The sequence below is a fragment of the Methyloceanibacter marginalis genome, from assembly GCF_001723295.1.
Classification (GTDB): Bacteria; Pseudomonadota; Alphaproteobacteria; order Rhizobiales; family Methyloligellaceae; genus Methyloceanibacter; species Methyloceanibacter marginalis.
In genome coordinates this window covers 1-20,137 of record NZ_LPWD01000120.1, presented here as the reverse complement: position 1 = coordinate 20,137, position 20,137 = coordinate 1, and the positions used below count along the sequence as shown (strand labels likewise).

Genomic DNA, 20,137 nt, shown 5'->3' with positions numbered 1-20,137 from the left:
TTGCCGATCCCTACGGTCTTTCTCCGGCCAACGCTGGCCACGGCCCGCGACATGGGCCTCATTGCGGCGGAGGTCTTCACCGATGCGAGGCTCCTGCCCGCTTGGGCCTGCACCGAGCGCACGCTCCAGATCGGCGGAAAAACGCCGCGCACGGTCGCCCTCAAGACCAGCCTCGAAATCCTCGGCGAAGGCAGCGTGCTCGGCGCCAAGACCGGCTCCCATGTCACGAACGGCATCTTCAATTTGGTGACCGCTTGGCGCGCCCCGAACGGCCAGACCATTGTCGGCGTGGTCTTGGGAAGCACGAGCAACCCCGCCCGTTACAACGAGATGCGGGCGATCATGGCGGCCTTGCCGCTAGAGTTCCCGGCCCTCGCCGGACCTGCTATGGGAGCCGCACCGCAAAACAGCGGCGCGGGATGCCGATAATCCAGTACAATCCGCCATCGCCCCGCCGCAAACATGAGACAGCGTGGGTAGAGTTGGCCGGGAACAGAAGGGGGCGCAGATGATACCAATCCATACAGGACCGCTGACCGCGCTTGCCGCGATGGCATGCCTTGCGCTCGCCAGCCCCTCGGCGGCCTGGGCGCAGGCCGGCACGGTCACCAAGGACATGCAGAATTTCTGCGTGAACGACTACAAGAAGTTTTGCGGCGACTGGGGCCTGAACTCCAGCGGTCTCAACCTTTGCATGCGCAAGGCAGGCCCGAGCCTCTCGCCGGCCTGCGTGCAAGCCCTCGTCAAGGCCGGCAAGGTCTCGCAGGCCGAGGTCGACAAGGTCAAGGCCCAGGCCAAGGGGCGGTGATGACCGCGTTCGATCCGGCACCCCGCCGGGCGCATCTGAGAAATCCTAAACCGGGAACAAGGACGAAGACGATGAACCGATCTCTCTGCCTGAGCGTGCTTGTTGCCCTGACCCTTTCCAGTCCCCCCGCCCTCGCCGCGGAGACCTGCACCCAGATCGTTTCGACGGGCACCCTCAATATCCGGCCATCGCCTTCAAACAGGGCGACCGCATCGTCGGCGCAGCGCCGAGCCTGGTCGAGACCATTGCCAAGGATCTCGATGTCCCGCTCAGCTCCAAATACGAAGGCACATGGGCCGAAGCGCAAGAGGCCACCCGCGAAGGCAAGGCGGACATGATCGTCGGCATCTATTACAATGACGACCGCGCGCAATATCTCGACTATGTCCGGCCGGCGTTTATCTATGATCCGGTCGTGGTCTTCGTAGCCAAGGACCGCAAGTTCTCCTTCAAGGACCAGCAGGACCTCATTGGCAAGAAAGGCGCGACCAATAAAGGCGAGAGCTACGGCACCGCTTTCGACGCTCATGAAGGACAAATTGACGGTCACCCGGACGGACGGCATCGACGCGGCTTTCGAAGCCCTTCTGAAGGGCGACGTGGACTATGTGATCGCCGGGTTCTACCCGGGCGACGCCGAAGCGGAAAAGAGCGGGATCGAGGATAAGGTCGAGGCCTTGGAACCCGCGCTTCTGTCGGCCGAGATGTTCGTTGCGTTCTCCAAGAAATCGCCTTGCGCAGCCATGGCATCGAAGTTTGGCGAGGACGTCACCAAGCTGACCACCGACGGCAGCTTCCATAAAATGCTGACCGACGCCCGGGCTGAGTGGGATGCGAAATATGAGCCAAAGGGCGGCGCCGAGTAATCGGCCGCGGACTGCAGATTGGGTTTCCGTGGCACCGACCCGGTGGATTGGGGTGCCGGGCCGTGCCATAATCTCCCGGAGGGAGTAGCGTAGATGGCCGAGCACAAGATTCTCGGGATTATTCTTTCCGTCGGCCTGCTGATCGTCGCTGGCATTTTTTGGATGCTTGACGACGCGGAGACGGGGACAGAAGATTCCGGGGTGGAGACCGTTTCGGTAGCTCCTCCCGACACATCAACAGGCAACGAGGCCGCCGCGCCGGAAATCGTCGGTGAGCCGCTGGACGAGGCAATGGCCGGGAAGGTCCTGGTCTCCAATCGGCCCGTCCAAGTTCTGGCCGAGCCTTCGGCATCCGCATCGGCGATGTTTGGCTTCCCCGCGGGACGGCCGTTCCGCCCAATCAGCCGCAAGGACGGCTTTATCCGCATCCAAGACGTGCGAAGCGGGGCAAGCGGCTGGATCGAGGAAGCGGCGCTTGCGCCGGCGCCAACCATGCCGGTCGAAGCGGCCCCGAGTTCCGCGCCGACACAAAGGTCCGCCACCTCCGGAAGCCAGCCTTCCAACAAGCGGTCCTCCGAGCCGGCGACGGCTGCCGCCGAACCGGCCCCAGCGCCCCAGCGCCGTGGCCTCTTTGGCGGTGGCGGAATTCTCGGCGGTCTATTCGGCGGCCGCTAACCCGGCACGACGGGCTTGCGCATAGCGCTGTCGACTGACCTTCATCAGAGCTTTGGGGTACGAAGAGCGGAACGCTGGTTCCGAATGGGGCGTTTTACGCTCATGGATCCAGCCTCGGAACTCTCAACCCGGTCACGAATAGGGCTCGTGATCTATGGCATGACGAATGCGGTGCTGTTCGGCATCGGCATCGTTCTCGTGCTTTCGATCGAAGCCCTGTCACAACACGCGTGGGTGTTGATCCCGCTCGTGGTTGCGGTGAGCTTGATCCTCGCTTGGCCGGTTGCCTGGTGGGTGGCGCCGCGCTTGCGAAAGCCCTTGTGGCGCAGGCGGGAGCTTGCCGTCGAGAGAGAGCCTGTCGGCACCCCGGAGGAGCGACGGGAACTCGCTGCTAAAGCGGCCGCCGGCCCGTCCCGATCGGAACACCGATGATCAGGTCGACGCTGGCGGACTCCACGCCCGCCGGTTCGGGCGCTGCCCAGGTGTTGCGCTCGTTGTCGAGATGCGCGCCGAGCCACACGAGTACGATCGCACCGGTAAAGGCGAGCAACTCCAGGAGCTGGTAGCGGCGAACGGCGCGCCAGACGTTCCTCGGCCGGCGGGGCCTAAAGAAGCTCCTGCGCTGATAATGGGGTGTGATCAGGTGGACCATCGGTGTCTGCTTGGCACGGTTTCCGGCGGGGGTTCCGCGCCGGGGCTCATCGGTATACGAGTGATCTCCGAAAAAACCGTTCACTGCGGGCCTCGACGGCCATCCGCCGCCGGGTAAAGCGACTCAAGGTGAGCAAATCGTTGACGGTGGAAATGCCATGCGCCTGCTTCTCGTCTCCGATCTCCACTATTCGCTGCCGCTCTTCGATTGGGTCGCGGAGGTCGCCGGCGACTTCGACGTCGTCGTCATGGCCGGCGACCATCTCGATCTCGCCTCGCTCGTGGACGGACGCGCTCAGGCGGCCGTCGTGAAAAAGTACTTCAGCCGGATCGAGGCCAAGACACGCCTTCTGATCTGCTCCGGAAATCACGACCTCGATTCGAAGACGCCGGCCGGCGAGAAGATGGCCAAGTGGCTTCTGGGCGCCCGCAACAAGGGCGTGCTGTCGGACGGGGAGTCGGTCGCGATCGGTGACACATTGTTTACCATGTGCCCCTGGTGGGACGGGCCCGTGTCGCAAGCCGAGATCGGCGCGCAACTTGCCGAGACCGCGAAGGAACGGCGGACGCGGTGGATCTGGATCTACCACGCCCCACCGGCAGCCTCTCCGGTCGCTTGGGGCGGCCAGCGCTACTTTGGCGACGATGCTCTGCGAAAATGGATCGAAAAGTATCAGCCCGACATCGTCATGTCCGGCCACGTCCATGAGGCGCCCTACGTGCAGAACGGCTCATGGGTCGACCGCATCGGCGCCACCTGGATCTTCAACACCGGCCACTATCTAGGCGCGCCGCCGGCCCATATCGTCATGGATACGACTGTTGGCGAAGCGCTGTGGTTCTCCGCCGCCGGCAATCAATACATCCGATTCGAAGAAGAGCTCACGCGTCCCGTGCCGAAACTGACGGCATTGCCGGATTGGCTCACAGCCGGGGATCCGCCTCCCGCTCCGAGCCAAGGCTGAAATCCTCATCCTGCTGATGGATCAGCACGTCCAGCACCTCTCCCACCATGCCGAGATGATTGCTCTGATGTTCGAACTGCCGCTTGAGATCGGCGAGATAGGTCGTGGCCGCATTCAGCCGTCCGGCAAGGAGGCGGCCCACATGGAAAGCGATCTCGGGATTTGAGCGGAGAAAGCTCCCGGCGTCGTCGAAAGCGTGGACCTCGATCGGCGTCAGCGCGCGCACCGTCGCCGTATGCGGCCGGTTGAGCAGGACCGACATTTCACCGAACACCGCACCTGGTTCCTCAACGACGGCGACCTGCGTTTCGCCGCGCAGCACCTCGATGGAGCCCGACTTGAGCACATAGAGGTGACCGGACGTCTCGCCCTCGGGCAATAGCACCGAGCCGGCCGCCAATTTCACGAGCGGCGCGTCGCGGCACATGTCGAGAATTGAGCCCATTGGGCGAGCGTATCGCGCACGCGAGACTTGTCAAACGGACGAATTCTCGCGCTGCGGGCGGCGCCCTACTGGCCGGTGAGGAAATTATCCAGAAGCTGCTTGGCCGCGTCCTCGGCGTCGAGCTTTTGGGTCTGCTGCTTGTTTTTCTTTTTCTTGGCCGATTTTTTCTTGTTGGATTTATCCGCTTTCGGCTGTGCCTCCGGCGTCGTCGCCGCGTCCGTCTCCGGCGTGGGCGCCGCTTGCGTGCCGCCGAGCAAGCCGCCGATGCCCCCGATCAGCGCATCCTTGTCGACCTTGCCGTCTTTGATCACGTTCGACAGCGCGCCTGCGCCAGTGCCATCGAGGCCCGGAAGATTCTTCACGCCCTTGCTGAATTCCTTGTAGCGCTGATAGGCCTCGGCCGGATTCTCGAGGATGCCCTTGATGTCGGGGTAGAATTTCGGGTGCGACCACGGACCGGTAATCATCACCGGCACGCCAAGACCGGCCATATCCTTCTTGCCCCCCTGCCCTTCAAGCGAGGCGACGAGCTGCGGATCGACGCGGAATTTGAGCGTCTGCCCGGGAAGATCGACCGTACCGGCGCCGTTCATGCGCACGAGCGGTCCAACCAGATGCAAGTCCTTGGTCGTGGCCTGACCCTTGGCAACCTTGAAGGTCGCGCCGAGCGAGGCGAAATCCGTCTTCTCTGCTTCGTTGCCTTGCCATCCCTCGACACGCCCGTGCCGAGACTGCGGATCATCTTCGCGATATTGACTCCGCGTATGGCGCCGTTGGCGAACTCGAGATTGGCGTTACCGCTGAGCGCTGAAACGATGGCCCGCTGACTCGCCCCGTAGCCGCTCAGATCCATAGACACCGTTCCGCGGCCTTGCAACCGCTCGAAGCCGGCCGCATCGCGCAGGAACGGATACGCATCGAACTTGGCGAGCGAAAGCTTGACGCGCTGCGCCGGCGTCTTGCCGCTGGCATCAACCGCGATGGCTATGTCCCCGGTGCCATCATAGAGCTTGAACTTCGACAGAGTCGCATTCAGCTTGCCCCCATTGAGCACCGCCTGCAGTGTCACCGGAGCAACTACGATTTGATCGTAAATGAGCTGCTCGGCGGAGATGTTGAATTTGCCGTTGACCGCCTTGAGCGGCGAGAAGTCGATCTTGTCGTTGCTCCATCCCGCGGTCGCTTTCTTTCCGCCGCCACCACCGCCGCCGCCACCGGTCGAGGGCTTCGACTTCGCGATCCCCGTCATTGCATTGACGTCGAGGGTCTTCGCAGCCAGCGCCGCCACAACGTAGGGAACCTGATTGGCGAGATTGGCCGAAACCTGCCCGGCCAGCACCGTGCCGCGCACATTGGCGCGCAGCGGATTGATGGTGACAATATTGTCCTTATAGACGGCGTTGCCGGCGAAGGTGTCCCGGCCCATGGTGGCCGTGAACTGGCTCAAGGTTGCGGTGTCATCTTTATAGACCGCGGTCCCGGACAAAGTCTTGTCGCCGGACTTCGCGCTGAATTGAGTGAGTGTCACCGTATCGTTCTTGTAGGACGCCGTGCCGCTCACGCTCACCGGCGCCTCGAGCATACCCGGCGCCGAGGCCGTGATCCGCACAGGGGCGGGCGCACCTTCGAGAAACTGGCCGAAGGCTCCGATCGACCCGTTGGCCTCCATCGCCTTGCCGTCGAAGACGCCGCTCGTCTCGAACGACAACGGCGCGTCGTATCCTGGAAGCGATGCATCGAGATTGAGTTTCTCGATGCGCTTGCCCGCTTCGCCGCCGGAGGCGGCAGGATTACCGTACCGTTCTCAATGACGAGCTTGTCGAGCGTGAGGTTCCTGAGCTTCTCGGCGATACCCGCCGTCCCGCTTGCGCCGCCGCCAGCGGGCGCACCTTGAGCGGCATCGGACGCGGCATCTCCCGAAGCGGCCGCTGTCTTCTGCGGTACGGCGATGACCGGATCGACGAGCGTGACCTCGGTCACCCGCATCTTGCCGTCGAGCAGGCCGCGCAGCATCAAGCCGAACTTGAGCTTTTGGGCCGTGGCGAATTCGGCATCGCTGCCGGTGGCGGGCTGCGCGACCCCGACATCCTCCGCAACGAGATCGAGCGAAGGGAAAAACGTGATGTCGACAGGACCGCTGACCCGGAGCCGGTAGCCGGTGTTCGCCTCGACCTGCGCGAAGAGCTGATTGCGCAGCTCCTCGGTAGAGATGAACATGGGGCCGATGAAGACGACGGCCGCGATGAGGACGACGATGGCCGTCAGAATAGAGAAAATGAGCCGCAAAGCGCCCCTCCGCACGTCGAATGCAAGCTGATTCACGAATTACAACCGATTCCCAGGGTAGGGAAAAGGCGTTTGAAGACGGCCGCTAGTCCTCGGCGTCATTCAGCGCAATAGCCCCGAAATACGGGCAAATGACGGCCAAGACCAATGGGAGCTGTCGGCGCGGATGGGCTTGCTCTGGAGGGCCGGGGCTCATACACCAGGGGGTCGTACCCTGCGACGGAGACTGCCTATGCCGCGACTAATACTCCTGCGACACGGCCAAAGCGTCTGGAACCGGGACGCCATCTTCACCGGCTGGACCGATGTCGACCTTTGCGACAACGGCATCGACGAAGCCAAGCGGGCGGCGGCGCTCCTCAAGGACAGCGACATCAAGTTCGATCAGTGCTTTGCCTCGTATCTTCAGCGCTCCGTGCATACGCTTTGGCTCGTTCTGGATGCGCTTGAGCTTACCTGGCTGCCGGTGCGCCGGAGCTGGCGTCTCAACGAGCGCCATTACGGCGCGCTGCAAGGGCGCAAACGGGACGAGGTCATGGAGGAGGTCGGCCAGGAGCAACTGCACATCTGGCGCCGCAGCTACGCGGTCCGGCCGCCTGAGCTTGCCGAGACCGACCCGCGCTTTCCGGGCAATCAGGCTAAGTATGCCCGCGTTCCGCGCCGGCACCTGCCACTGACCGAAAGCCTTAAAGACACCGTGGCGCGCGTCTTGCCGTTCTGGCAGGAACGTGTCGAACCTCTTCTGATGGATGGACGCACGCCGCTCATCTCCGCCCACGGCAATAGCCTGCGCGGACTCGTGAAATATCTCGACGGCATTTCGGATGAGGATATTCCTCATCTCGAAATCCCGACCGGAAAACCACTCGTCTACGAGCTCGACGACGGCTTGCGTACGATCCGCAGCTTCTATCTGGAGGACGGCCGGGAGGCGCACGCTCTGCCGAAAGCAAAAGTCGCAGCCTCGACCGCGTGAGCGAGACGCCGCCGACCTCTATTTGTCGGTGAGAACCATGACCCCGTCCCAGTTCTCCGCGACACCGCTTGCGGTAAGGGTTTCGGTCCGCGCCAACAGCTCGGATGCGCTGACGTCCCCGGGCCTAAGCTTCAGGAGTTTGTCGCACGCCGCTGCCGCTCCATCGAAATCCCGCGCAAGATAGGCGCTCATCGCCTCTTCCCCCAGAGCTTCCATAAGCAGCTGATCCGCGGTCGCGAATTCGCGGAGTGCGATCAATTCATACACCACGATCCCCTCCACCTTGCCCCTCACCGCAAGTTTGTCGAGCGGCCGCGCGACGCGTCCGCACCTGCCAGCTCCCGCGTGCGCTGACCAATGATGATCTCAAGCCCCGCACGTTTGCACTGCATCTCGAGGCGGCTTGCCACGTTCACGGGATCGCCCATTACCGTGTAGTTCATGCGCTCGTCGGAGCCGATATTCCCCACCAGCACGTCACCGGTGTTGATCCCTATGCGCGCACGAAATGCCGCACGGCCTTCCTTCGCCCAAACTTGGCGGAGGCCCTCAAGCCGCGCTTGACATCTGAGTGCAGCCTTACAGGCACGCAGCGCATGATCCGAAACGTCTTGGGGCGCGCCCCAGAACGCCATGATGCGTCGCCGATGAATTTGTCGACCGTGCCGTCTTCGCTGCGGATCACCCCGCTCATCTCTTCGAAATAGTCACCCAATTGATCGACCAGCTCATTCGGCGAGAGCGTCTCGGCGATGGCGGTGAACTCTTCGATGTCCGCGAAGTAGACCGTAAGCTCACGTGTTTCGCCGCCAAGCGCCGCCTCCTGCCCGCGCAGCATGAGGTCGCGCACAAGGCCTGCGGGCACATATTTGGCGAAAGAGCGCAATCCGCCGGTCATGCGGTCCCGCGCCGCGTGCATGGCGGCAATCTCTCGAATGGCGCTTGTCTGGGACGCACCCTCGGCGCTGAAATCAAGCCGCCCGATCTGATCGAGATCCTTGGCGATGCCGCGCAAAGCCCGGCCCATGGTGCGCTCGGCGATGAATACGCCCATTAATACGCTGAGCAGCGCCGCGAGGGCCGCGATCCACGCAGCCGCGCGATTGTTGTCGTAGATCCGCCCGAGAAGCGCTTGCGCCGGCACGGCGATCAACACCGTCCAGTCCGGCGTGCCGGTTTCCGAGAACGGCGCGCTCACGGCGAGATAGCGCTCGCCGTCCGCCAAAACCTCGAAATGCCGTTCGCCGCCGGGAGACGCCTTCGTGTGCGCGTAGGCCTTGGCCAACTTCTCGTCCTCGTGCTCTTCGGCCGGTATCAGCTCCGGACCGCTCTTCCGATCCCGCACCGTCTGCGCCAGCGGGTGACCGATGACGCGTCCCTGCCCGGAGACGATGTAAATGTCGGCATGGGACTGCGGTCCGCCGAGTGGAACGGCCGATTCTCGAATGTCGCGCAGATATCGCGCGATGGCGCTGAGTTCGTACTCCATGAGCCAGACGCCGATCATATTGCCCTCGGCGTCGTCCTGACGCTCCACCAGCACCACGCCAGGCTGGCGCCGCGAGGCGAAGAGAAAGGGCTCGGACCACGACGCTCGTCGGACTCCTCGGCGACCGGCCACCAGGGCCTGGTGCGCGGATCGAAGTCGCCGAGCCTGTCGACGATGAGCGCGTAGGAGCCGTCAGGCTTGATCCGGTAGTCGCGATAGCGCGTGCGACCTTCCTCCCGCTCGCGATCGGTGAGGCGGATTGAACCGTCCGGTTCGCGATAGGCCGCGAGGTAGCGCCATCGGCACCGCCATAGGAGCACCAGGTGACGTTGAGATGCGCGAGAAGACAGCGATGGAGATAGTCGAGCAAGCCTTCGCGATCCGCCGGGTCGATCAGGCCCTTCTCGGTCAACAAGCGACTCAAGCGGAGCTGAGCCCCCGCCGACTCCACATAGCGAAGCGCCTTCTGTCGCGCGTCCTCGATCATCTCGTCGGCGAGGTCGCGCCACAGAAGTTCGACCGTCGCCCGCGAGTTGAGATAGGCCGAGACGCCGATGCCCGTGGCCGTGGGCACGATCGCCGCGAGTAAGAGCGCGATCAGCGCAAAGCGAATGGTAATGCGCGGCATGCTGTTGGCCAATTCACTCCAACGTCAGCCGAACCCCGCCGGGTGAATGCCGACTAGCGATACAGGTCGCGTGAATATGCGCCGCACGCGCCCTTCAGGCGCGTGTCGCCGCCGAGCGCCTGACAGATATAGACCTTCTTCAAGGGATCGTTGCGGACCTGTGCGTCGGTCACTTTCCAACCATAGCTGCGCGCCACCCGCGCGATCTCCAGCTCTTGGCAATAGGGCGTTGAGATGAGGCCGCTCTTGTTCACCTGAAAAATGCCCTGGCATTTGATCTTGGCCTCAGCATCTGGAACCACGGTGAAAGTCAGAACCGCGGTACCGACAACAGCAGCCACGGATGTCAGCTTCGAACGTTCACGCATCTTCGTCTCCTTCCACAAGCTTTGCAGCTTGTTTGCGTCAGCCCTCGGCACGTCTGACGCTACCATTCCACCGATTGTAGAACGGGAATAAGGCCTTCGTCCCCATTGGCGTAAGCTCGCCATTCGGCCAGACGGCGGCGGGACTGCCATCGCTGACAAGCGCCCCGTTTTCAAGGGCAAGGCGCGGCAGGGGCAAGCAGACGAACCGCTCGCCGACGATCCAGAATGAGCCGAGACCCGCCATGAAAGCGTCCGCGAAGGGCAGATAGGCATCGTTCAAATCTTCGAGAGCCTCGCTCTGGACGCTCGCGCCGGCGATGACGTCCCGCAAGGCGGAAGAAACCAGAGAGGCCACGTTGTGGCCCTGCTGGCCCGCCTCACCCGACAGCAGATTGAAGAGCGTCAAGCGGAAGAGCTCAAGATGCAGCGCCTGAGCGATCCGCTCCTCCGCCGCGCGTTGCGCCTCTTGGTAGGCTTGCCATACAGCTGCGTCCCGCTGGAGCTCGGCCACGGCCTGATCTTGCATGGCCTGCATGGTCAACGGCCAGCGGGAGGCCTCCGGACTCTCGAAGTCGACCCCTTCGAGCTCGCCATTGGCCTGCCGAGGTCCCATCGCCCAGGTGAAGGACACGTCGCGAAAGCCGATCAGCCGGGCATGCCGGCGCACGGCTTCCTCGACCGCGAGAGGATCGAAATAGGGCCGCTCTGGGTCCACCCCATTCAGCCGCGAAATAATCTTCTCTACTTCATCCACGGCGTTGCCCTCCCGTGAAGCGCCCTCCCAGGGACGCGGCCAACAGAACGCCCAGCCCTTTTTTGGGTCTTGGTCTTGAGACAGTCAGCCTAGTTGTCGCTGTCCGCCTCGACGATGATTTTGCCCACCATGCCCCGCTCTTTCATATTCTGGACACCGAATTCGTAGGTCCCGGGCCGGATAGCGACAAATACCAGTTCCACCTCGCCGACATCCTCGAACGAAATTTTTTCGAGCGTCTGCGTGCTGATCTCGATCTCTTCCGCTTCGATCTTGCGGATGTAGATATTGCGAAAGAACTCAGGGGCTATGACACCGTACTCAAAATCCGTTTCCGCCATTATTTCCCAGCGATAGCCCTGGCCGACCTTCAACCGGTACTCCTTGGGCTCCATATGAAAATTGTTGTCTTCCGAGCCGAGGATGAGCGGCTCCATGTCCTCCAGATGATGGACGGCGGGATCGAACATGAACTGAGCCTGGGTCAGGCCGAGCGATCCCAGCAGGCAGGCCGCACCGGCAGCCAATACGATACCGATTTTCCACATTAAGACGCTTCTCCTTGCTTGAGCTTTGTCAGCGAAACGTCTCCTTCCCGGGGGCGGACTATAGGCCCACGGGGCGCCGCTGTGAAACGCCTTGCGGCCTCTGCCCGCCGACAAAATCGAAGTGAAGAACAAGCGAGAGGCCAAGCCAGGACGATCGAATGTCGGGGATCGCGCTAATTTCCGGTGCTTACGGGATCTTCCGCCAGGCCGAGGGCGATAAGCGCAATCCGGTCCGGACGCCTCATCTCGTCGGGGGACATCAGGCTCATACCGTGCGGATTTGCATACTCCCAGTAGGCCCATGACGCACCGAGCGCATCGGCCTCGCGCCGCACCGCATCGAGCCAGAGGAACCGGTGCGCGTCGAGCGCGCCGCCGTGCCACCCGCTCTCGGCCATGGCGCCAAACTCGCCCAGCAAGAGCCGATCGCCGGGTACGCCGTGCTTCTTGGCCCAGGCACGGACTTGGTCGAAGCGGGCTCTGAGAGCGTCTTCGTTCCAGCCTCCCGCAGCATACTCGTCGAGATAGCGGCTGATTTCAGCGAGCTTTGCTGAGCGCTCCGCAGGGGTGGGGTCTTTTTCGTCTACCAGAAGTTCCGAATAGACAAGCGACAAAGCCGTTTCGCTCTCGGTCACCGGCCAGGGTGCTCCCTTGACGAGGCGGCTTTGTGCCGTGCCCTGATGGGTGAAGCCGTGCGGCTCGTAGAAGTGGAAGCTGTACAGCAGGCGATCATCGCCCAGGCGACCCGGATCGAGTTGGACGAGGCCGGTAATATTGCCGCCGCAAGCGCCCGTCACCACCAGAGTCAGCTCGGGCGCGGCTTGCCTCGCCGCACGGACGAGACCGGTCAGCACGGTCTCCCATTCACGCCCGCCCGAACCGTCACAAGGATAGTATTGGGGCTCGTTCATCAGTTCGAGCGCGACCTTGTCCGTGCCGACCCGCTCGAGCATGCGCGCGACCCAAGACACCGCGGATCGGTAGCGGTCACGTATCGCTTGGTCAGATCCGTTCTCGATTGCTTCCGGAGACCACGCCTTGACCTGGCCGACCGGATGAAGATCGAGAACGACTTTCAATCCCGAATTCGTCACCGCGCGAACGGCCTCCTCCAACCGGCCGACGGCAACATCGCGGCGCGTGCCTTCCGAGGCGAGCAGCGGGCCCGGATCAACCGAAAGGCGCACGAAATCCAATCCGAGCGCCTTGATGCGTGCAAAGTCATCGGCACTTCCCCATTCCGCCATGTCGCGGTAGGGCGGCCATTTGTAGTCGCCTTCGGCGTGAGCGGCGCCCAGTTCAGCCACTCATGGATGCTTACGCCGCGCTTGAGCTGGAGAGGCCCCTCGCTGGCGCACACATTCGCCGGCGCGCCGGCTCCGACAACGAGCGCGGCGATGAGACCCAAAACAAGCAGCAACGCGGCGAGCCAGCGCGACGGCGCCCGGCGCTCCAAGAGTTCATCTGCATGGGTCATGTCGCATTGACTCCGGCGAGGTTCAGTCTCTGGTCGATGAAAGGACGCTTGCCGCGCGCGTTGCCCGCGAGCTCGGAGACGAGCGCGAGATCGAAGCGGAGGCCCGCGCCGACGCGTCCCTGAAGCTCGTCGACGAAGAGCCGCGCTTCCGGCTCGCCGCAGCCTGTCCGCGGCACGACCTTGACGACACAGCGTCCCGGCGCGTCCTGGTAGAATTGGAACTCGGAGACCCCGAAGAATTTGTCGGGATGCACCGGCACGATCGTCGGTGTGACGATGTGGTTGCCCTCGGCGCCGACGAGGAACTCGGGCTGCCGGCGCGGCGTAATCGCGCGGACCTTCAGGCGCCAGGCATTGTGCTCGTCGGGAAGGCGCACAAGCTCGGCCGTATCGCCCGTCTCATAGCGAATGAAAGGCATGCCTGTGGAAATAAAGCCGGTACCGACGATGCGGCCGCGCTGGCCTTCGCGCGTCACTGGTTGGCCGTCGCGGCCGATCAGCTCCGCATGGCCGTAAAGCGGCTCGAACGCGTACACATCCTCGGCCCCGGCGATCTCCGAGGCGAATAGAACACGCTCGCTCAAACCGTAGAACGGCGCGATCGTGGCTTCAGGCAACGCTGCGCGGATTGCGTCGCGTTGATGCTGGAACAATGGCTCAGAGATGGGGAATACGCCCTTGATGGGACGCTTCAGCTGACGCCCCGTTTGCCAGATATGGCGGCAGAGAACCTCGATGGCCGAAGGATAGCCGTGGAGATAGGCAATGCCCCGCGCCTCGATCTGATCGAGATAGAGATTCATGCGTGACGCCGTCATGGCAAAAGGCGAGCAACGCAGCTCCTTCAGGCTGGCTTCCCATTCGTAGGGATGACGATCGACATCCGCCAGGAGAAGTCCGCGCAAGACACAACGCGCCGTACCCTCCCGATAGCCCGTGCGCGCCCAGACGTCGTTGACGAAGGCGAACTCACGCGGGCTACGGTCCTTGTCGAGCCAAAACAGAAGCGGCTGCCCCGAAGAGCCGGACGTCGAGGCGCGGTCGAGTGTCGCCGCCGGCTTTGCCAGCACCGTCTCTCCGGCCGACCGCACATCCTCCTTGGTCAGAAGCGGCAGGGCCTGCAAGGTGTCGAAATCGGCCTGGGTCAAATCGGGACGCGTGCCGAGGGCTTGGCTGATCCGCTCCCGCCAGAACGGGCTCCCCGCGTAGGCGTGACCAGCAAAGCCCTCAAGGCGCCGAGACGCCGCTTTTGCGCGAATCTCGCATCGCTCCGGCTGCGCGCGACCGCGCCGCGCCAAGTCTGATAGGCACGCCCGTACTTCAACGAGACAGGGAGCAGCGCCAAAGCGGGACTCACCACGTCGCGTAAAGCCTTGGGACTGCGCACATAGGCGCCGCGGGCGATATCGAGGACGCTCAACCTACACCTCCAAACACGGACCCCAGCCCCTCCTTGCATCTCTCGGGCCAATCGCTTCCCGTGACGCCGGGCACTCAGGACCTCGTGACCGGCGCCGTGTCGTAGCTGGCGATCAGGTCGGACAGCACGACGTCGCCGGTGAAATGCGTGACGATTCGCGCCCGGGCGGCAGCCGACAACGCCACCCAGGCGCCGGTCTGCCAGAGTTCCGCGATCGCTTCGGCGTATTCGGCGGCAGACGCATCGACCGGCAACACGCGCCCTGCGTCCGCGACGACCGAGCGGTTGAAGCCCTGCTCAGAACAGACCGGCACGAGACCCTCGGCCATCGCCTCGGTCAGTGCGTTGGAATGACCTTCACCGAGATGACTGGAGGGGAAGACGAAGAACTGCGCTTGCGCGGCCCGGAGGCGGGTTTCTTCCGGAGACAGCGGACCGGCCCAGATCACGGGCAGGTCATTCGTACGGTCTTGCAGTCTTGCGAGATAGTCCGCTTCGCCGCTGCCGATCACCTCGAGCGTGGTGTCCAATCCTGCTCCAAGCAGGGCTTCGAGCGCGCCGATGACTTTCTCGATGCCCTTCTCAGGCACGATGCGGCCCAGAAACACGAGCCGGATCGGCCCTCGAGTCGAAACGATCCGCTCCCCGGAAGCCTCGGCTCCCGGTACGCTGACATAGTTCGGAAGGTAGACGATCGGTCGCTCACGGCGCGCTTCCATGAAGGCGAAATATTCCTTGCCCTCGACCGCGAGCGTATCGACGTGCCGCAGCAGTGCATCCGTGAGGGCGCGATAGACCGAACCGTACCTTCCATAAAGTTCGATGAAGTATCCGGCGCGAATGTCGAACAAGACCCGCTTGCCTAAGGCCCACGCGATCAAGCACAGCATCGCCTCGGGATAGAGGAACCCCCGGTAGAGGGGGGTTAGGTGCAGAACATCGAAGTTGTTGCGCTGCCGTATGATCTCGAGGGCAATACCGGCGAACCGACGCAAATAGGCGAGCCCCTTGGTGGCCTGCGTACCGCGCGTCACAGGATATGGCAGTTCAATCACGTCGCGCCCGCGCCGTCGAAGGTCGTCGATGAGGCGGCGATTGGCCGACTCGTAACCGCCGCGCGCAGGTTCTCCAGGCTGGGCGATGGGACCACAATAGGCGATACGCGTTGAACGCGTTTGCGCGTCACTTCTGATGGCCGCGTCCAAACACGGCGCTTGACTGATCGACCCGGTCACGACGCACCCATCGGCTTTTGCACCAGGCGCGCGAAATGCTCAGTGAGTGCCGTACGCATTTCCAGTACGTTGAGAGCCAGGGCAGCGGCGACATAGCAACCCCGCCTGTCACGATCTCGATCACAAGCCCGACCACGCCGTCGGGGGGCTGAATGACCCACAGGGCTGCCAGCATGACGCCGACGGCCACTGTGATGCGGGCCACCTCACCGAAAGCATGCGGGATGTCGAGCAAGCGGCGGCCGACGAGCCAGCTCGCGGCGAGCGATGCGGCGAAGGCCAAGCAGGCGCCCGCGGCCGCCCCCGGAAGGCCCCACATCTTCAAAAAGACGTAGATCAGCGGCGCCGTAAGGAGCGTCGCCGCAACAAGGTCGCCAACTGGACGAGGACGCGCCGCGTCACGTGAAATGCCACGTCGAAATAGTGGTACTTCAGGTTGACCAGGAGCGCCGTCACGGCGACCCACGGGACGATGGCGATGGCGCCGGCGCGGAACTCCTCGCCCAGCACCACGGACACAATCTCACTCCGCAAGGCGATGATGCCTGCGACAGCGGGAAGACCCAGCGCCAGCAGATAGGCACCGGCCTCGCGCATCCGGGACTGAGCGCCGGGATGCCCTTCGGTCTCGGCCGAGCGCATGATGATGGGGAACGCCGACAAGGCCACGGCCGATGCCAGCATGCTGATCGGCTGTTGGACCAGGTTCTGAACCGCCGCATAGATACCGACCGCGGCAGGACCGGCCACAAACTGAATGACGTACCGCTCGGTCAGCGGGATGAGCGCTTGCAGCGCCGTAAGCGGCACGATCGGTCCGGCGTAGGACAGGATCGACTTCACGACCGTCCTATCGAGCGCCATGCGCGGAAGGTCCGGCGCGAACGAAAGGAGACAAACCAACGCGACGGCAATATTGGCGCCCACGAAGCCGGCGCTCAACGCCATGAAGGTCGGCTCCACCAGCGCGACCAAGGCCAGGCTCGCCCCGAGCGACAAGATCGCCCGTGCCACCTCGATCATGAAATAGCGCGAAGCGTTCTGCTCCGCCTGAAGCTCCGCCAAGCGCAACCGGACAACGCCGCTCGCAAACGTCATGGCGACGAGCAGGGCGAAAAAGCCGACCCACTGGTCCGGCGCCGCGAGCAGGGTCAACAGCGCGGAGAGAGGAACGGACACGACCAGCGCCAGCCCCGTCATCGCCAGGCACGTACGGCGCAGAACGGAAAGCGGCCTGCCGTCTCATGCTCCGGATGAAGGCGCAGAACAGCGATCCTGATCCAATTCAGCAGGACCGTGTCCATCAGCTCGGCGGAGATCACGAAAAGCGCGAAATAGCCGTATTCCGCCGGCGCCAAGAGTCTCGAAAACAGAATGAGCGCGACGAAGGCTGCGAGCCGCGGCAGGAGGAGCGCGCCGCCATAGATGACCGCGTTGCGCCCCAGCTCGCTTTTCACGCTAACGCTCATGACCACACTCCATCGCGCATGGGGGGGCTCGTAGCGGAGCGGCGCGCCCGCCGCCGGAGATCTCCGTCTCTGCACCAGCAGCGGAATGCCGATCAGCGCGATGGAGAAAAGAGCGAGGGACGGGCTCTTGGTGCTGAGCGAGTTATTGGTGCTCGCCACCAGAACGAAGTTCATCACGGCAAAGGCGATGAGGCGCGCGGCCCCGGGAGATCGATCGGAAGAAGCCCAACAAGGACAGCGCAAAGACGACGAACAAAATGGCGCCGAGCATCAGGAGAATGGCAATCCAGCAATTCTCGATGATCTGAACGTCCTTATCGAGCTTCAGAATGAAGTTCACTTCCGCGAAGTCGACGCCGTAAAGCACGTCGTTCAGGCTCAAATAGTCGAAGAGCTTGAAGGCATCGACGCGCGCCTGCGCGCTTTCGTCGAACCGCGCCAGCGCTACGATGCGCTCACCAAGCACCGTGCCGAAGGTCAGCACCGCACCGGCGGCGAGCGCGAGCGTCCCGACCAAGGGCGCGTTGACCAGCGTGGAAAGGCGCATTTCGCCGCGAAGCAGCGCCCGGGCCCCGAGCAACACTGCCGCGGCCGTGCCCATCAGGAGCGTGATGGCGAAGCCGCCCCGCGCGCCAAAGGCCAGAATGCCCGCCATGCACACCGAAAGGACGAAGGCCTTGCGCCAGGCGCTCCACGGCATGGCCAGAACCAGGAACATCATGGACGAGGTGATGAGCGCGTTCTCGAGCGGATGGCCCATGAAAGCCGTGGCCCGGAAATGCGCGAACCCGTCCAAGTCGCCGAAGTGGAACAGGTGAATACCTAGAATTCGTTCGAAGACGCCGACGGCGGCGTTGAAGGTCACGAACCAAATCAGGAATGCCGTGAGCCGCTGCCGGCGTTCCGCGTCCAAATAGGAAATGAGCATGACAGCGAGCGGCGCGGCGAAAAGCGTGTCGACCATATAGGCCACACCGCCGATGCTTGGCGTGCGATCGTGACCGCGGCGCAGAACATGACGACGACGGCGAATTGAACCACGCCGGGCCGTTCGGACGTCTGCGTCGAGAGAAAGCGAATGCCGCCGACATTCGCCGTCACGAACAAAAGAGCAAGGAACAGCGTGTAGCTGTAGAAGTGGACCTTGAAGAGCGGATTGCCGCCGCCAGGTTCCGCGTAGCCGGTGTAGTGGGTGAGCAGCGGGTTGGGCAGCAGCAGCATCTCGAGCAGCGCAAGGCCAATAAGCGCCATCAGCACACGCTGGGCGCTCTCGCTGAGACCGCGCGCCGGCGCACGCGGCAGCGTGTAGGCATAGGCTGCATCGAGATTTGTCATCGTCCGGGTGCCGCCGTTTCCAGCACGAGCGGTGCCTTGGCTGCGCGATTCCGGCCGTTGCTCTTTTTGTTGCTCTGACGCGGGGGCGCCGCGACGACCTCGAGCTCGATCTCGAAGCGGCGAGAGTTGCCTTGCGGCTTGAACACAAGCTGCGGCGCCGGCCGCAGCGAACCGAAGCGCTCGGAGTACCAGCCCCGCGCCGGCTCATGTTCGCCCCCGTGAAGCGTGAGCCCGAGCCCATCGCGGCCGGTGACGCGAAGCAGCACCTCGCCATCCCGCGCAAGTGTCGCCGTAGCGCCTTCGATCGTGACATCGAGGTCGGGGTGGACCAGGAAGCCGATTTCGACCTTGGGTGCCGCGGCGTCGGCCACGCCTTCGCCGATCAGGGAATCATGCACCGTGAAGCCGGTCGCATGCGCCATCAGACGTCTTTCGTGCAAAAGACCATGAGAGGCGAGATATCCGTCGTGGCGCGCGCAAACCTCGGTGAGGTCGGGCGCACTTTTCCATGCGGTCCGCTCGCAATTGGCTTTCCGGCTCCAGTTGAAGGCACCGGCGATGCGGCTCGAGTTCTGACCGTCGAGGCACAGCGTATTGTGCAAACCGGTACCGCGGAAGCGATCGCGCCACGCGCCGCCGGAGTGGTAGAGATAGTGCCGGCGTCGACCAGGACCGGTTGATCGTCGATGTGCAGCCAAAGTGCCAGCGCGTCGGCATGGCCATGGGCGGCGATGGACAGATGCCCGAGCGGACCGTGATCCATCACCATCATGGGCTTGCGCCCGGCGATACGGCGGCGGAACACGGCATAGCCGCCATGAGAGAAAATCTTCGCGCCCTTGGGACCTGACGGGCACACCGCCGGCAACCCAAAATAGAGATTGCGCAAAGAGGGCGAGACGCGCGGCGGCGCGAGGTTTGGCCGCTTCAGGGTCGAAGCGATCGACCCGAGGATCGACGCCACATAGTCACCCTGCCCTGCCGCCACGTCCGCGAGCACGCGGCCCTCATCGTCGTCGCCGATGCGTGGAAAATTACCGGCTTCGTCGGTGATCCAGCGCAGGAACAGGCCGGCTTCGCCCAGACGTTTGCTGACGCTCTTCGGAAAGGGCGTGCCGGAGCGCGCAGCGACCTCGGCGCATAACAGATACCACTCCAGCGTAAAAGCCGTGTAGGTCGGAGACTGCTCGGCACCGACGCCGTCGTCGGAGATCTGTCGCCCGATCTGATCGATCAGAACGGCCCGGGCGCGCTCGGCGCGGCCACCAATGCCGAGCTCTGGCCAGAGCGTACCGAGCACGAACAAGGCGCCGGACTCCGCGATCAGGTGATTGTTCGCCGAAGAATGACGCGACGGGTAGCGCGCGAGCCAATAGGCATGGGCATTGAGGCAGGCGCGCACCTTGCGCCGCTGCACCGGGGTCGCGTGGTCTTCGCCGACCAGCCCCCACACCGCGAGAATGGAGACGATGCGCAAGGCAAGCTCGATCCCCGACGCCCAGTTGATGCCGCGAAACGGCGGGTTGGCGTCGATCCAATCCTCGATCTCCCCGAGACAGAATCTGGCAAGGCCTGCATCGCCTGTCTGGGCGGCGAGCGCCGCGGCCGGCTGTAGGAACTGAAGCCGGTTGAGCTCCCAGACATATTTGACGTCGCCGAGTCCGCGCTCGCGGCGATACGGAATGTCGAAGCAGTAGCTGCGCGAAGGCCAGCTTCCCCCGGTCACGGGATCGAGATGCCAG

Annotated in this window: 27 protein-coding genes and 3 pseudogenes; 9 read left to right on the top strand and 21 right to left on the bottom strand. The window is 63.5% G+C overall.

Features of this window, described 5'->3' with window-relative positions; genetic code table 11:
- The 6 genes and pseudogenes from AUC71_RS05450 to AUC71_RS05425 form a co-directional block, all read left to right on the top strand.
- A pseudogene (locus tag AUC71_RS05450) lies at positions 1 to 429 on the top strand (hypothetical protein); the annotation flags it as partial.
- Between the two features lie 79 nt (positions 430 to 508).
- Positions 509 to 808 (top strand): hypothetical protein, encoded by a 300-nt coding sequence (locus AUC71_RS05445; RefSeq protein ID WP_141701474.1) that lies wholly within the window; start codon positions 509 to 511, stop codon positions 806 to 808.
- Positions 809 to 887: 79 nt separating this feature from the next.
- Positions 888 to 1,211: pseudogene (locus AUC71_RS22585) on the top strand (transporter substrate-binding domain-containing protein); the annotation flags it as partial.
- Positions 1,212 to 1,335: 124 nt separating this feature from the next.
- Positions 1,336 to 1,674 carry a type 2 periplasmic-binding domain-containing protein gene (locus AUC71_RS20865; protein WP_069623447.1) on the top strand — a complete coding sequence of 113 codons (339 nt, stop codon included), beginning with the start codon at positions 1,336 to 1,338 and terminating at the stop codon, positions 1,672 to 1,674.
- Between the two features lie 93 nt (positions 1,675 to 1,767).
- The gene (locus tag AUC71_RS05430) at positions 1,768 to 2,349 is read left to right on the top strand and encodes a hypothetical protein (protein ID WP_069623446.1); all 582 of its coding nucleotides are present in this window, start codon (positions 1,768 to 1,770) and stop codon (positions 2,347 to 2,349) included.
- A gap of 147 nt (positions 2,350 to 2,496) precedes the next feature.
- Positions 2,497 to 2,781: a hypothetical protein gene (locus tag AUC71_RS05425; protein WP_244500818.1), complete on the top strand. Its 285-nt coding sequence runs from the start codon at positions 2,497 to 2,499 to the stop codon at positions 2,779 to 2,781.
- Here AUC71_RS05425 and AUC71_RS05420 read toward each other — a convergent pair.
- Positions 2,741 to 3,001, bottom strand: coding sequence for a hypothetical protein (locus tag AUC71_RS05420; protein WP_141701473.1), 261 nt, complete (start codon positions 2,999 to 3,001; stop codon positions 2,741 to 2,743). The genes AUC71_RS05425 and AUC71_RS05420 overlap by 41 nt on opposite strands.
- Positions 3,002 to 3,158: 157 nt before the next feature.
- Between AUC71_RS05420 and AUC71_RS05415 the strand changes: the two genes are divergently transcribed.
- Positions 3,159 to 3,965, top strand: a complete 807-nt coding sequence (locus AUC71_RS05415) for a metallophosphoesterase family protein (RefSeq protein ID WP_069623443.1) — start codon at positions 3,159 to 3,161, stop codon at positions 3,963 to 3,965.
- Here the strand turns inward: AUC71_RS05415 and AUC71_RS05410 are convergent.
- The 4 genes from AUC71_RS05410 to AUC71_RS05395 form a co-directional block, all read right to left on the bottom strand.
- Positions 3,925 to 4,410, bottom strand: coding sequence for a Crp/Fnr family transcriptional regulator (locus tag AUC71_RS05410; protein WP_069623442.1), 486 nt, complete (start codon positions 4,408 to 4,410; stop codon positions 3,925 to 3,927). The two genes, AUC71_RS05415 and AUC71_RS05410, sit on opposite strands and share 41 nt — an antisense overlap.
- 65 nt (positions 4,411 to 4,475) lie before the next feature.
- The gene (locus tag AUC71_RS21835) at positions 4,476 to 5,030 is read right to left on the bottom strand and encodes a hypothetical protein (protein ID WP_083238114.1); all 555 of its coding nucleotides are present in this window, start codon (positions 5,028 to 5,030) and stop codon (positions 4,476 to 4,478) included.
- On the bottom strand, positions 5,000 to 5,977 hold the full coding sequence (locus AUC71_RS21830; RefSeq protein WP_204376644.1) for an AsmA family protein: 978 nt from the start codon (positions 5,975 to 5,977) through the stop codon (positions 5,000 to 5,002). Before AUC71_RS21830 ends, AUC71_RS21835 begins: the two co-directional genes overlap by 31 nt.
- Positions 5,974 to 6,732, bottom strand: a complete 759-nt coding sequence (locus AUC71_RS05395) for an AsmA family protein (protein WP_069623439.1) — start codon at positions 6,730 to 6,732, stop codon at positions 5,974 to 5,976. The genes AUC71_RS21830 and AUC71_RS05395 overlap by 4 nt, the downstream gene beginning before the upstream one ends.
- Before the next feature lie 196 nt (positions 6,733 to 6,928).
- Between AUC71_RS05395 and gpmA the strand changes: the two genes are divergently transcribed.
- Positions 6,929 to 7,672, top strand: coding sequence for a 2,3-diphosphoglycerate-dependent phosphoglycerate mutase (gene gpmA, locus AUC71_RS05390; protein WP_069623438.1), 744 nt, complete (start codon positions 6,929 to 6,931; stop codon positions 7,670 to 7,672).
- An 18-nt stretch (positions 7,673 to 7,690) separates the two neighbouring features.
- Here gpmA and AUC71_RS05385 read toward each other — a convergent pair whose 3' ends face one another.
- The 4 genes from AUC71_RS05385 to AUC71_RS05370 are packed head-to-tail and all read right to left on the bottom strand — an operon-like array spanning position 7,691 to position 9,481.
- Positions 7,691 to 7,939: a hypothetical protein gene (locus AUC71_RS05385; protein WP_141701470.1), complete on the bottom strand. Its 249-nt coding sequence runs from the start codon at positions 7,937 to 7,939 to the stop codon at positions 7,691 to 7,693.
- A gap of 23 nt (positions 7,940 to 7,962) precedes the next feature.
- Positions 7,963 to 8,265 (bottom strand): adenylate/guanylate cyclase domain-containing protein, encoded by a 303-nt coding sequence (locus AUC71_RS21825; RefSeq protein ID WP_280139280.1) that lies wholly within the window; start codon positions 8,263 to 8,265, stop codon positions 7,963 to 7,965.
- The gene (locus AUC71_RS21820; RefSeq protein ID WP_141701469.1) at positions 8,166 to 9,215 is read right to left on the bottom strand and encodes an adenylate/guanylate cyclase domain-containing protein; all 1,050 of its coding nucleotides are present in this window, start codon (positions 9,213 to 9,215) and stop codon (positions 8,166 to 8,168) included. Before AUC71_RS21820 ends, AUC71_RS21825 begins: the two co-directional genes overlap by 100 nt.
- On the bottom strand, positions 9,176 to 9,481 hold the full coding sequence (locus AUC71_RS05370) for a hypothetical protein (protein ID WP_069623434.1): 306 nt from the start codon (positions 9,479 to 9,481) through the stop codon (positions 9,176 to 9,178). Before AUC71_RS05370 ends, AUC71_RS21820 begins: the two co-directional genes overlap by 40 nt.
- 14 nt (positions 9,482 to 9,495) lie before the next feature.
- On the opposite strand from AUC71_RS05370, the gene AUC71_RS05365 reads away from it, so the two are divergent.
- Entirely contained in the window at positions 9,496 to 9,750 is a 255-nt protein-coding gene (locus AUC71_RS05365; RefSeq protein WP_069623433.1) for a hypothetical protein, read from the top strand.
- Between the two features lie 92 nt (positions 9,751 to 9,842).
- Here AUC71_RS05365 and AUC71_RS05360 read toward each other — a convergent pair whose 3' ends face one another.
- The 12 genes and pseudogenes from AUC71_RS05360 to AUC71_RS05300 form a co-directional block, all read right to left on the bottom strand.
- Positions 9,843 to 10,157, bottom strand: a complete 315-nt coding sequence (locus tag AUC71_RS05360) for a hypothetical protein (protein WP_069623451.1) — start codon at positions 10,155 to 10,157, stop codon at positions 9,843 to 9,845.
- Positions 10,158 to 10,194: 37 nt separating this feature from the next.
- Positions 10,195 to 10,911, bottom strand: a complete 717-nt coding sequence (locus AUC71_RS05355; protein WP_141701468.1) for a hypothetical protein — start codon at positions 10,909 to 10,911, stop codon at positions 10,195 to 10,197.
- Positions 10,912 to 11,000: 89 nt separating this feature from the next.
- Positions 11,001 to 11,459 carry a cupredoxin domain-containing protein gene (locus AUC71_RS05350; protein WP_069623431.1) on the bottom strand — a complete coding sequence of 153 codons (459 nt, stop codon included), beginning with the start codon at positions 11,457 to 11,459 and terminating at the stop codon, positions 11,001 to 11,003.
- Positions 11,460 to 11,632: 173 nt separating this feature from the next.
- Positions 11,633 to 12,766 carry a glycoside hydrolase family 5 protein gene (locus tag AUC71_RS05345; protein WP_069623430.1) on the bottom strand — a complete coding sequence of 378 codons (1,134 nt, stop codon included), beginning with the start codon at positions 12,764 to 12,766 and terminating at the stop codon, positions 11,633 to 11,635.
- A 166-nt stretch (positions 12,767 to 12,932) separates the two neighbouring features.
- The gene (locus tag AUC71_RS05340) at positions 12,933 to 14,084 is read right to left on the bottom strand and encodes a phenylacetate--CoA ligase family protein (RefSeq protein WP_141701467.1); all 1,152 of its coding nucleotides are present in this window, start codon (positions 14,082 to 14,084) and stop codon (positions 12,933 to 12,935) included.
- Between the two features lie 346 nt (positions 14,085 to 14,430).
- Positions 14,431 to 15,411 carry a glycosyltransferase gene (locus AUC71_RS05335; protein ID WP_141701466.1) on the bottom strand — a complete coding sequence of 327 codons (981 nt, stop codon included), beginning with the start codon at positions 15,409 to 15,411 and terminating at the stop codon, positions 14,431 to 14,433.
- Between the two features lie 127 nt (positions 15,412 to 15,538).
- Entirely contained in the window at positions 15,539 to 15,910 is a 372-nt protein-coding gene (locus AUC71_RS05330) for a hypothetical protein (protein WP_069623427.1), read from the bottom strand.
- A gap of 17 nt (positions 15,911 to 15,927) precedes the next feature.
- Positions 15,928 to 16,770, bottom strand: a complete 843-nt coding sequence (locus AUC71_RS05325) for a lipopolysaccharide biosynthesis protein (RefSeq protein ID WP_204376643.1) — start codon at positions 16,768 to 16,770, stop codon at positions 15,928 to 15,930.
- 17 nt (positions 16,771 to 16,787) lie between these two features.
- On the bottom strand, positions 16,788 to 17,234 hold the full coding sequence (locus AUC71_RS05320; protein ID WP_069623425.1) for a hypothetical protein: 447 nt from the start codon (positions 17,232 to 17,234) through the stop codon (positions 16,788 to 16,790).
- A complete protein-coding gene (locus tag AUC71_RS05315; RefSeq protein WP_141701465.1) occupies positions 17,203 to 17,988 on the bottom strand; it encodes a VpsF family polysaccharide biosynthesis protein in 786 nt (261 codons plus the stop codon). Before AUC71_RS05315 ends, AUC71_RS05320 begins: the two co-directional genes overlap by 32 nt.
- Positions 17,934 to 18,395, bottom strand: a complete 462-nt coding sequence (locus AUC71_RS05310) for a hypothetical protein (protein ID WP_069623423.1) — start codon at positions 18,393 to 18,395, stop codon at positions 17,934 to 17,936. Before AUC71_RS05310 ends, AUC71_RS05315 begins: the two co-directional genes overlap by 55 nt.
- A pseudogene (locus AUC71_RS05300) lies at positions 18,392 to 20,121 on the bottom strand (heparinase II/III domain-containing protein). The gene AUC71_RS05310 and the pseudogene AUC71_RS05300 overlap by 4 nt, the downstream one beginning before the upstream one ends.
- Between the last annotated feature and the right edge of the window lie 16 nt (positions 20,122 to 20,137).

Bases quoted from the DNA above. Each gene is read 5' to 3' on its own strand.
- AUC71_RS05315 (WP_141701465.1), bottom strand. From the start codon at position 17,988: ATGCTCATTTCCTATTTGGACGCGGAACGCCGGCAGCGGCTCACGGCA.
- AUC71_RS05415 (WP_069623443.1), top strand. From the start codon at position 3,159: ATGCGCCTGCTTCTCGTCTCCGATCTCCACTATTCGCTGCCGCTCTTC.
- AUC71_RS05310 (WP_069623423.1), bottom strand. From the start codon at position 18,395: ATGACAAATCTCGATGCAGCCTATGCCTACACGCTGCCGCGTGCGCCG.
- AUC71_RS05330 (WP_069623427.1), bottom strand. From the start codon at position 15,910: ATGTGGGGCCTTCCGGGGGCGGCCGCGGGCGCCTGCTTGGCCTTCGCC.
- AUC71_RS05360 (WP_069623451.1), bottom strand. From the start codon at position 10,157: ATGCGTGAACGTTCGAAGCTGACATCCGTGGCTGCTGTTGTCGGTACC.
- gpmA (WP_069623438.1), top strand. From the start codon at position 6,929: ATGCCGCGACTAATACTCCTGCGACACGGCCAAAGCGTCTGGAACCGG.
- AUC71_RS05350 (WP_069623431.1), bottom strand. From the start codon at position 11,459: ATGTGGAAAATCGGTATCGTATTGGCTGCCGGTGCGGCCTGCCTGCTG.
- AUC71_RS05320 (WP_069623425.1), bottom strand. From the start codon at position 17,234: ATGAACTTCGTTCTGGTGGCGAGCACCAATAACTCGCTCAGCACCAAG.
- AUC71_RS05445 (WP_141701474.1), top strand. From the start codon at position 509: ATGATACCAATCCATACAGGACCGCTGACCGCGCTTGCCGCGATGGCA.
- AUC71_RS20865 (WP_069623447.1), top strand. From the start codon at position 1,336: ATGAAGGACAAATTGACGGTCACCCGGACGGACGGCATCGACGCGGCT.
- AUC71_RS05365 (WP_069623433.1), top strand. From the start codon at position 9,496: ATGCGCGAGAAGACAGCGATGGAGATAGTCGAGCAAGCCTTCGCGATC.
- AUC71_RS05430 (WP_069623446.1), top strand. From the start codon at position 1,768: ATGGCCGAGCACAAGATTCTCGGGATTATTCTTTCCGTCGGCCTGCTG.
- AUC71_RS05420 (WP_141701473.1), bottom strand. From the start codon at position 3,001: ATGGTCCACCTGATCACACCCCATTATCAGCGCAGGAGCTTCTTTAGG.
- AUC71_RS05410 (WP_069623442.1), bottom strand. From the start codon at position 4,410: ATGGGCTCAATTCTCGACATGTGCCGCGACGCGCCGCTCGTGAAATTG.